Source organism: Acidovorax sp. GW460-11-11-14-LB4 (assembly GCF_059423685.1).
In genome coordinates this window covers 1-7,080 of record NZ_JBWKYJ010000123.1, presented here as the reverse complement: position 1 = coordinate 7,080, position 7,080 = coordinate 1, and the positions used below count along the sequence as shown (strand labels likewise).

The 7,080-nt window shown below is 53.9% G+C and carries 4 protein-coding genes and 1 pseudogene; 4 read left to right on the top strand and 1 reads right to left on the bottom strand.

The features are described from left to right. Positions 1-497 (bottom strand): annotated as a pseudogene (locus AC07X4_RS23535) (MFS transporter); the annotation flags it as partial. 617 nt (positions 498-1,114) lie between these two features. Here AC07X4_RS23535 and AC07X4_RS23530 point away from each other — a divergent pair. From AC07X4_RS23530 to AC07X4_RS23515, 4 genes are read left to right on the top strand one after another with little or no spacing between them, the layout of a single operon-like run. Next, on the top strand, positions 1,115-1,894 hold the full coding sequence (locus AC07X4_RS23530; RefSeq protein WP_494741491.1) for a site-specific integrase: 780 nt from the start codon (positions 1,115-1,117) through the stop codon (positions 1,892-1,894). Next, positions 1,891-3,978, top strand: a complete 2,088-nt coding sequence (locus AC07X4_RS23525) for a site-specific integrase (RefSeq protein ID WP_494741490.1) — start codon at positions 1,891-1,893, stop codon at positions 3,976-3,978. The genes AC07X4_RS23530 and AC07X4_RS23525 overlap by 4 nt, the downstream gene beginning before the upstream one ends. Beyond that, positions 3,971-6,271 carry a site-specific integrase gene (locus AC07X4_RS23520; protein ID WP_494741489.1) on the top strand — a complete coding sequence of 767 codons (2,301 nt, stop codon included), beginning with the start codon at positions 3,971-3,973 and terminating at the stop codon, positions 6,269-6,271. The genes AC07X4_RS23525 and AC07X4_RS23520 overlap by 8 nt, the downstream gene beginning before the upstream one ends. Next, positions 6,268-6,825 (top strand): hypothetical protein, encoded by a 558-nt coding sequence (locus AC07X4_RS23515; RefSeq protein WP_494741488.1) that lies wholly within the window; start codon positions 6,268-6,270, stop codon positions 6,823-6,825. The genes AC07X4_RS23520 and AC07X4_RS23515 overlap by 4 nt, the downstream gene beginning before the upstream one ends. The last annotated feature ends 255 nt before the right edge of the window (positions 6,826-7,080 follow it).

Below are 7,080 nucleotides of genomic sequence, written 5' to 3'. Positions count from 1 at the left end.
CCACCCGACTGGCCCCGCACGCGCCAGAACAGCCACCCCACGATCGACAGATTCAGCAGGTTCCACGCCATGCCGTTCAAAAACGCCGCGCGGTAGCTACCCGTCAGGTCAAAGATCCAGCCCGACATCCAGCCCCCCAGCGCCATGCCGATCAGCGTGGCCATGATCACCGCACCCACCCGCGCACCGGCCTCCTGTGGGGCGAAATACTCACGGATGATGATGGCGTAGGCGGGCACGATGCCGCCCTGGAACAGCCCGAACATCGCCGAGATGACATATAGCGGCACCAGCCCGTCAAACGGCAAAAACAGCGCCAGCCCCACGCCCTGCAGCGCCGAGCCCAGCAGCAGCGTGCGCACGCCGCCAATGCGGTCGCAGATAACGCCCGACACCAGGCGGCTGACGATGCCGCAGGCCAGCATCAGCGACAGCATCTCGGCCCCGCGCGCCGCGCCAAAACCCAGGTCGGTGCAATAGGCCACGATGTGCACCTTTATAGTAGTACTCAATTTTTAGTACTTCTATCTAAACCACATCAGAAATAGCCATGGGGAAATACAACTTCAAAGTGGTCGAACCGAGATCCGCTGAACTGGAGAAAGCGGGGTTTGGTCGAGTCGCACGTCTCCCCTTCATCCTTGACTCTCGCCCTGGAATCCACAGGGATGGCTCTGAGTACCTTGTTGAACGGGGTCTGGGAACGTGGAACCCGTCGCGCCCAGGAGAAGTGGGAAATCGCCCATCTGAAAAAAGCATTCGGAACTACGCCAGTTGGCTTTGCAACTTCCTTGAGTGGTGCGAAACGCGGGGCGTTAACCCTATGAATGCCAACTATGTGGATCACATCAATGGTGACTACCAAACTGAGTTGGTTGCAGGCCTTTGGGGATCGACGGGACGACCATTGAGTCCCAAGACGGTAAATCGGTATGTCGACGTGGCTACGGACTTCGTTGAATGGATGGCTGCAAAAGGGAAGCGCTCGCCCGTTGTGGTTCCACTTGTCACCCGGTCATTGCGCTCACAGAGGGCAAGTGCAACAGGAGACACTCGTTTGCGGACTCACCAAGTTCGGAAGGGTAGAGTTAGAGAGGCACCGAGTGAGCTTCGAATGCCAACCGATTTCGAGGTGGATAGTTGGCTGGAGTCGATTTACGTTGAAAAGGGACGTACTTTCGGGCTCATGTGCGAAACGGTACTGATGACTGCGGTTCGGCGACAGGAAGTTGCGTCCTGGCGTGTTGATACGCTTCCCGTCGATCCAGCAGACTGGCTAATCGTGAATCCGACGGCTGACATCAAGCATCAAATGGTGGCGGTGAGCCTCCGTTATGGCACGAAAGGTCGCGACTACGGACATGACCACGGCGACAAGATTGGCCCGAAGCGAACGATCAAGATCCCACTTCATTTAGCTGAGAAGCTACATACTTATCGCACTCGCGTGCGCCCTCGACTGCTTCAAAAATGGGTCGCACAAGCTCGTGGTCTTAAAGCTCAGCGCGAAAGGCTGGACAACTCTGTCCATCTTTTCCTGAACCCGGAAGGTGTGCGGCAATCTGTCTCGGGCTTCTACAACGCGTGGAAATCTGGACAACTTCCCTACAAAGAGTGGTCGCCACACCTAGGCAGGCATTGGTGGTCCTGTTCAACCCTAATGCAAGAAATTGGCGCCGGGCGAAAGCATCAAGAGTTGACGTGCGAGGGGCAGGGCACGCTGACAGCTATTTTGCTAACGGAGTTAATTCAACTGAAGATAGTTCCGCAGCTTGGTCACATCAGCAGTGACACGACCAGGCTGTATGTTCAGTGGGTCAGCGATCAACTCGGCGAAGCCCTGCCAGAACGCTATCAAGCCGCGATGCTTGACGAATCGGAGGATGAGTCGTGACCCTTCGCAAGGTTTCTAAGGATCATCAAACGCCACGACTTGCGGAACTTTCACTCGTTGATTCGCGGGGATACCTCCAACATACGGGAAGCCCACTAAAGTTCTGGACTCAACATGCTACCAAGCCCTTCCTTGTTGATCTTACCGACCTAGAGGTAGGCCAGGAAAGACCTAAGAAGCCTGGTCTAGAAGATCGGTGGCTAGGTAGCTACAGTGGGCGCCCGTCACTGATTCATGAATTGCTGCCTGCGATCCAAGAAAAACTAATGTGGGCAAGCGAGAAGACTTGCAGAGGATGCGTTGCAGATCTGAAGCTCTGGTGGCGCCTGTTTGACGAGATGGAGACAACGACCAATACCCCTGAGTTAGTCTTTGCACCCACGAAGAGCGTCACGGATCTCACGCATCTGCACCAACAATTGGCTGTGCAGCGATTCTCCCCTGGAACATTTTCTGCATTCAGATCGATTGCGGATATGACGCGCCGTGCCAAAGGCATGAGTCCGCTTGCTTGGAACGGACCTGAATCGCTTAAACCATCGCGAGAGATACCAACGCCGGCGCAGTCGCGCGCCGTTTTCACTTGCATCAAGCGGGAGTGGTTTAAGGCAATCGATCGATGGAATCTAGTCGATGACATGCTCGCGGGAAATCGCGCGCCCGCAAGTGAAGGGCAAGCGAATTTACTGCTCAATGCGGAGTTTGCAGGCCCCTTATTTGCATCGGGAACTATCACCACGGAGGCAATCAAGAAACATTGGGAGCACAAAACGGGGAGATCCGGTCGAACATTGTGGCGGGATGGATTGGCAATCGAAACGATGTTTGCAGCGTTCTTTCCGACAGCCTTTGAAATCAAGATGGGTTTTCACCTCGCACTAATAGGTGGGGGCTGGAATGTCCAAACGCTTCTCGATCTACCGGTGGACGCCGACACGTCCATTCCTGAGTGCATGCCCTTTCTTCGTAATCATCCGAGGGATGCAAGCCGTTACATCATTACAGGTTACAAAGCGCGAAGCGTATCCGACCAAATAATGCATGGTGACTGGAAAACAGACCGCTCTCCAGGGAAGGTTATTCGTACACTTGTCGAAAGAACTTGGCCTTTGCGGCAAGAGCTTGTTCGGAGTCTCCGTGTCGCGGAAATAACCCTCAGCGAGCTGATAGCTACGCATGCTGACGTCGCGTCCGTCACAGAAGCTCGTATCGTGGTTCTAGAGCTTCAGCGCAAATCGAGGAGTATTTGGCTTTATAGGGCAAAAGGGTCTATCGAAGCGCTCAATGCCGAGACCTACGATAAGTATGAACGGAACACTCCCATTCTGCGCATTATTGTTGAGCGCGTAAACGAGCACCGCACTCCCAATGAGGCGCCAATCCCCAGGGTGAACGCCAGTGACTTTCGAGATATCTTCGCTGAGTACGTGTATCGCATTTCAGGGGGGTCGGTCCTAGCGGTTCAAAAGGCGCTTGGCCATCGCTCGCCCTTCACGACCGCAAGATATCTTGACAACAAAATTGTCAATGCGGAAAGCGCTCGCACCTTTGTAGCCTACACCGACGAGATGTGGAACATGTGTTTCTCCTCCGGACAACTTGACCACACAGTTCTGCGACAAATCATCGAACGAGAGCAAATCACCCCCGAGCAACATTTGCGTCTTGCAGAGTACCGGAAACTGAAGAAGAGCAGGATAGGGGTCAGTTGCAAGGACCCAACCAGTCCGCCCGCACGCCTAGACCCCCAATTCAAGCCTAACGGACGAACACTGTGCACAGTGCAGCGATGCACTTTGTGCTTAGAAAATGCGGTGATAGCGCCAGAATCGCTGGACGGGCTCGCAATGCGACTGGCCGAACTGAGGGCCCTCCGCACGCAAGCGCCGATTGAGCATTTCTACCGAGGTGAAGAGATCTCCTGGCAGACCGAGATGGAGAACACGGAAACAGCTTTACTGGGTTTCCATGCGAGTGCTGTTGAATCTGCGCTCAGCAAGTGGGTGCAGCGGATTGAAGAAGGTGAGCACCGCGTTCCTGAGTTCAACGGTGATTCGATGAAAACTAGTTATTCGTATGGCTAAACGTGTTGTCCAGGAGGAAGCATTTAAGGATTTCGAAGCGAAGTCAAGCCACGTGCTGGCGCAGCACGCTGCCGAAAGTATTCAGCACATGACTCAAGCCGAACTACAACGCTTGAAGTCGCTGCTCGGACACGGCGAAGAGTGGACAACTTGGTCGACTCCGCGGGAATGGTTCCCCAGTGGCTCTAGGTCCTCATGGGAAGTTCGTATAAAAGAACGCTTGGTAGCGAACTTGCCTAGCGAGTTGAGGTCCTTGATGCACTCAACGCTGAACGATTGTGAATCTAAGTCACTTCTTGAAGACCTGTTAGACCAAGCGGTTCTAGCTTGCAATCGATACTTTGTGCTCTGCCGCATCGGTCCTGTCCATTTAGGCAATGGACGCAATAGTTTAGACCCATCTGTGATAGCGCAAAACGCACACCAGAGCATTCCTTTTCTTGCTGCGGTTGGTATCAGCAAGGCGATGGCAGGTGTCGGCGAAGGCCGCAAACCGATGCCCGAAGAAGAGAAATTGCGTTTTCTACCCTTGATCTTTGCGTCTGTCTCCAAGGACGATGTGAACGCAATGCCGCTCTCAGCTTCAACAAAGCAGGTTGTGTTCGCAGAGATGAAACGGATGCATGCAGCTTCCACTCGCGGCCTATGGATGGATGCTCCACCTAGCGGAGTAGACATAAAGAAATCGACACGAGTATCAGGCCAAGCAGAGGCTACTCAGCCAGAAATCCTTCGAGCGCCGCATCTACCGTTACCAGACAACTACTTGTGCGAGATCGGGCAGAGATCGCATTGGATTATTGAGCATCTAGGCCCAAACATCCTACGCGTCCTATCGGATTTTCAGGACCTTTGGCAGGAGGCACACGATCTCAAATTAGACGTTCGTACTTTGAGCGAACGATGTGCCGCAGCCCTTAAGGCGCAAGTCTGGATAGACGCTCGCGGGCAGCCAATTGACCAACTGCCCTTTGAGCTCAAACTGAGCCAGAGAGGGGCACATATCAAAAAGGTGCCTCCATCAAAGGTCACGCTGCCGCACGAGCAAGAACAATATTGCGTCAATGAAAAGAAGCGAACCGAGATATGGCCGCCTCGGGGCGCCGCCCAACTTTTCGGCTTAGCTAAGGTGCTGCAAGGGGCACACCTTTTTGTTGTGGGTTTATCTACTGGAACTCGTATTGGGGAACTGTTGACCATGGAACGCGGTGCTATCCACCATGCGCCCAATGGCACCGCATTCGCAAATGGCCGCACATTTAAGCTTGTGCGTCGCCATGACGGGCAATTACGCGATTGGCCGCTTCCAAAGTTTGCTGAGAGTGCGATTTTGCAGCAAGCCCAACTCATATCTTTGTTGGAGCGCTTGTCACCCTTGAGCCACATACGCCCATTTGTTGGCCCATCGGAAGTACCAGCAGGAACAAATCTCTGGTCATGCTGGGGAAAGCGAAATCAGCCGGCAACGGCCCAGATATTACAAGCACTTCTAAGAGACTACTCAGCTGCACTGTGCCTGGACGCCAGACCAGGCGGGCAAGGCCTTCGGCCTCACAGGTTGAGAAAATCGCTGGCTCGACTTGTGGCACTCGCGATCGTCCAAGCGCCAAAAATCTTGCAGGATGTCTTTGGACATGAGCACATTGAGATGACTATTTATTACATCTTGACCGATGTAGCTCTTTCCGAGGAGATTGATGAGATAGTGCGTGAGCTCCGAGTCATCCGCTGTGCCGACGACTTGTCGAGCTTCCTGCTAAGCGACGATGCTGGAGCGTCAGAGATTAAGCCGCCGCAAAGCGGCAGCTTGTCGAGAGATGGCTATGGTGGAAAGGCGGCTGCAACGATTCGCCGTGCAGTTGCTGAGCACGGCCAACAGCTACACCAGAGCGCAAAGGACTGGGGAGCTGAAGACATTAGGGACTTGGCGGAGGTGCTGACGCTGGGGGGGACAACATGGAATCTCGTCCGACCGGGAGTATTGTGTACAAAGGCATTGACGCAGTTTGGCCCTTGTAACAAAAAGCGCGGGCATGCAGATCCAGCCAACTGCCAAACCTCGTGCGATTACCGACTTGAGCAGGCCTGGTTGCGAAATGATGTTGATCGCTGCATTTCGCAGGCACTGGAGCACTGGGAGTGCGAGACCAAGAGTGGGAAGGAACTTATTGCCGAGTATTGGGCAGGCCAAGTTCGAATGCATCTGGGTCGTTTTGCGGATCTAGAGCAGAAGTGGCGGGAAGATCCTCGAGTCCAAATCGTATGCGGTTCGGAAAGACTATGCGAAGCATGAAAAAGAAAGCATCTTCGAAGTTTTCGGATGCAGCGAAAGACCAGATTCGAGCTAGCGCTGTTGCGCAAGGCGAGCGGCGTCGCGATGCGGTTGTGGTGAAGGTTACTGAGGCCATGCGAACTATCGAACAGGAAATCAAAGCGAACCAAGGCTTGTATCCTTCGAATGGTGGAGCATTGAATCTCAGTGAGCTTGTGCGCCGGTCAGGTATTGGGCCAAAAACGCTCTTCGCAGCCAGCTACAAGGACACGTTTAAAAGTAGGGTCGTGGACCCTTGGCTACTGAACATAAAGGGGGTTGAGGCCGGTTCAAGGCGTGAGGCGAAGAGAGGGGCTGCTCAGCGAGTTTCGGAATGGCGAGAGTTGTACGGTGATTTACTGACGGCCTATCGCATCAGTGAGCTCGACTGGCAAGAGGCACGTCGTTTGCGCGCGGAGGCTGAAGAGAGAGTGCAGCAACTATTGGCCGAGAACGATGAGCTCCGACGGAAGATCAACCAGCTGAAAAAAGGGAATGTGGCTGAGTTTCCTCGGAGAGCCGTAAAGAACGAGTAATCGCTAAAACCGAAGAAGTACATGGCAGCTTTCCAGAACTCTTGTATTGATTTCCACGCAGAAGTGACCCACTGACCCCCGGTGGGTTACTGTTGCATGGAAATCAACAACCAGCGCAAAGGCTGCTTCTATGGACAGCGAACTGGCGGCAGGCGCTGATGACTACTCACTTAGCAAGGGGGGTGCGGACGAAAACTTGGACTACTAGAAGGTAGTTCATGTATTCCTACGAAGACCGAATCCGAGCCGTTGAGC

What these genes read in the sequence shown, in the direction of transcription:
- AC07X4_RS23530 (WP_494741491.1), top strand. Translation starts at nt 1,115, where the DNA reads ATGCCAACCGATTTCGAGGTGGATAGTTGGCTGGAGTCGATTTACGTT.
- AC07X4_RS23520 (WP_494741489.1), top strand. Translation starts at nt 3,971, where the DNA reads ATGGCTAAACGTGTTGTCCAGGAGGAAGCATTTAAGGATTTCGAAGCG.
- AC07X4_RS23515 (WP_494741488.1), top strand. Translation starts at nt 6,268, where the DNA reads ATGAAAAAGAAAGCATCTTCGAAGTTTTCGGATGCAGCGAAAGACCAG.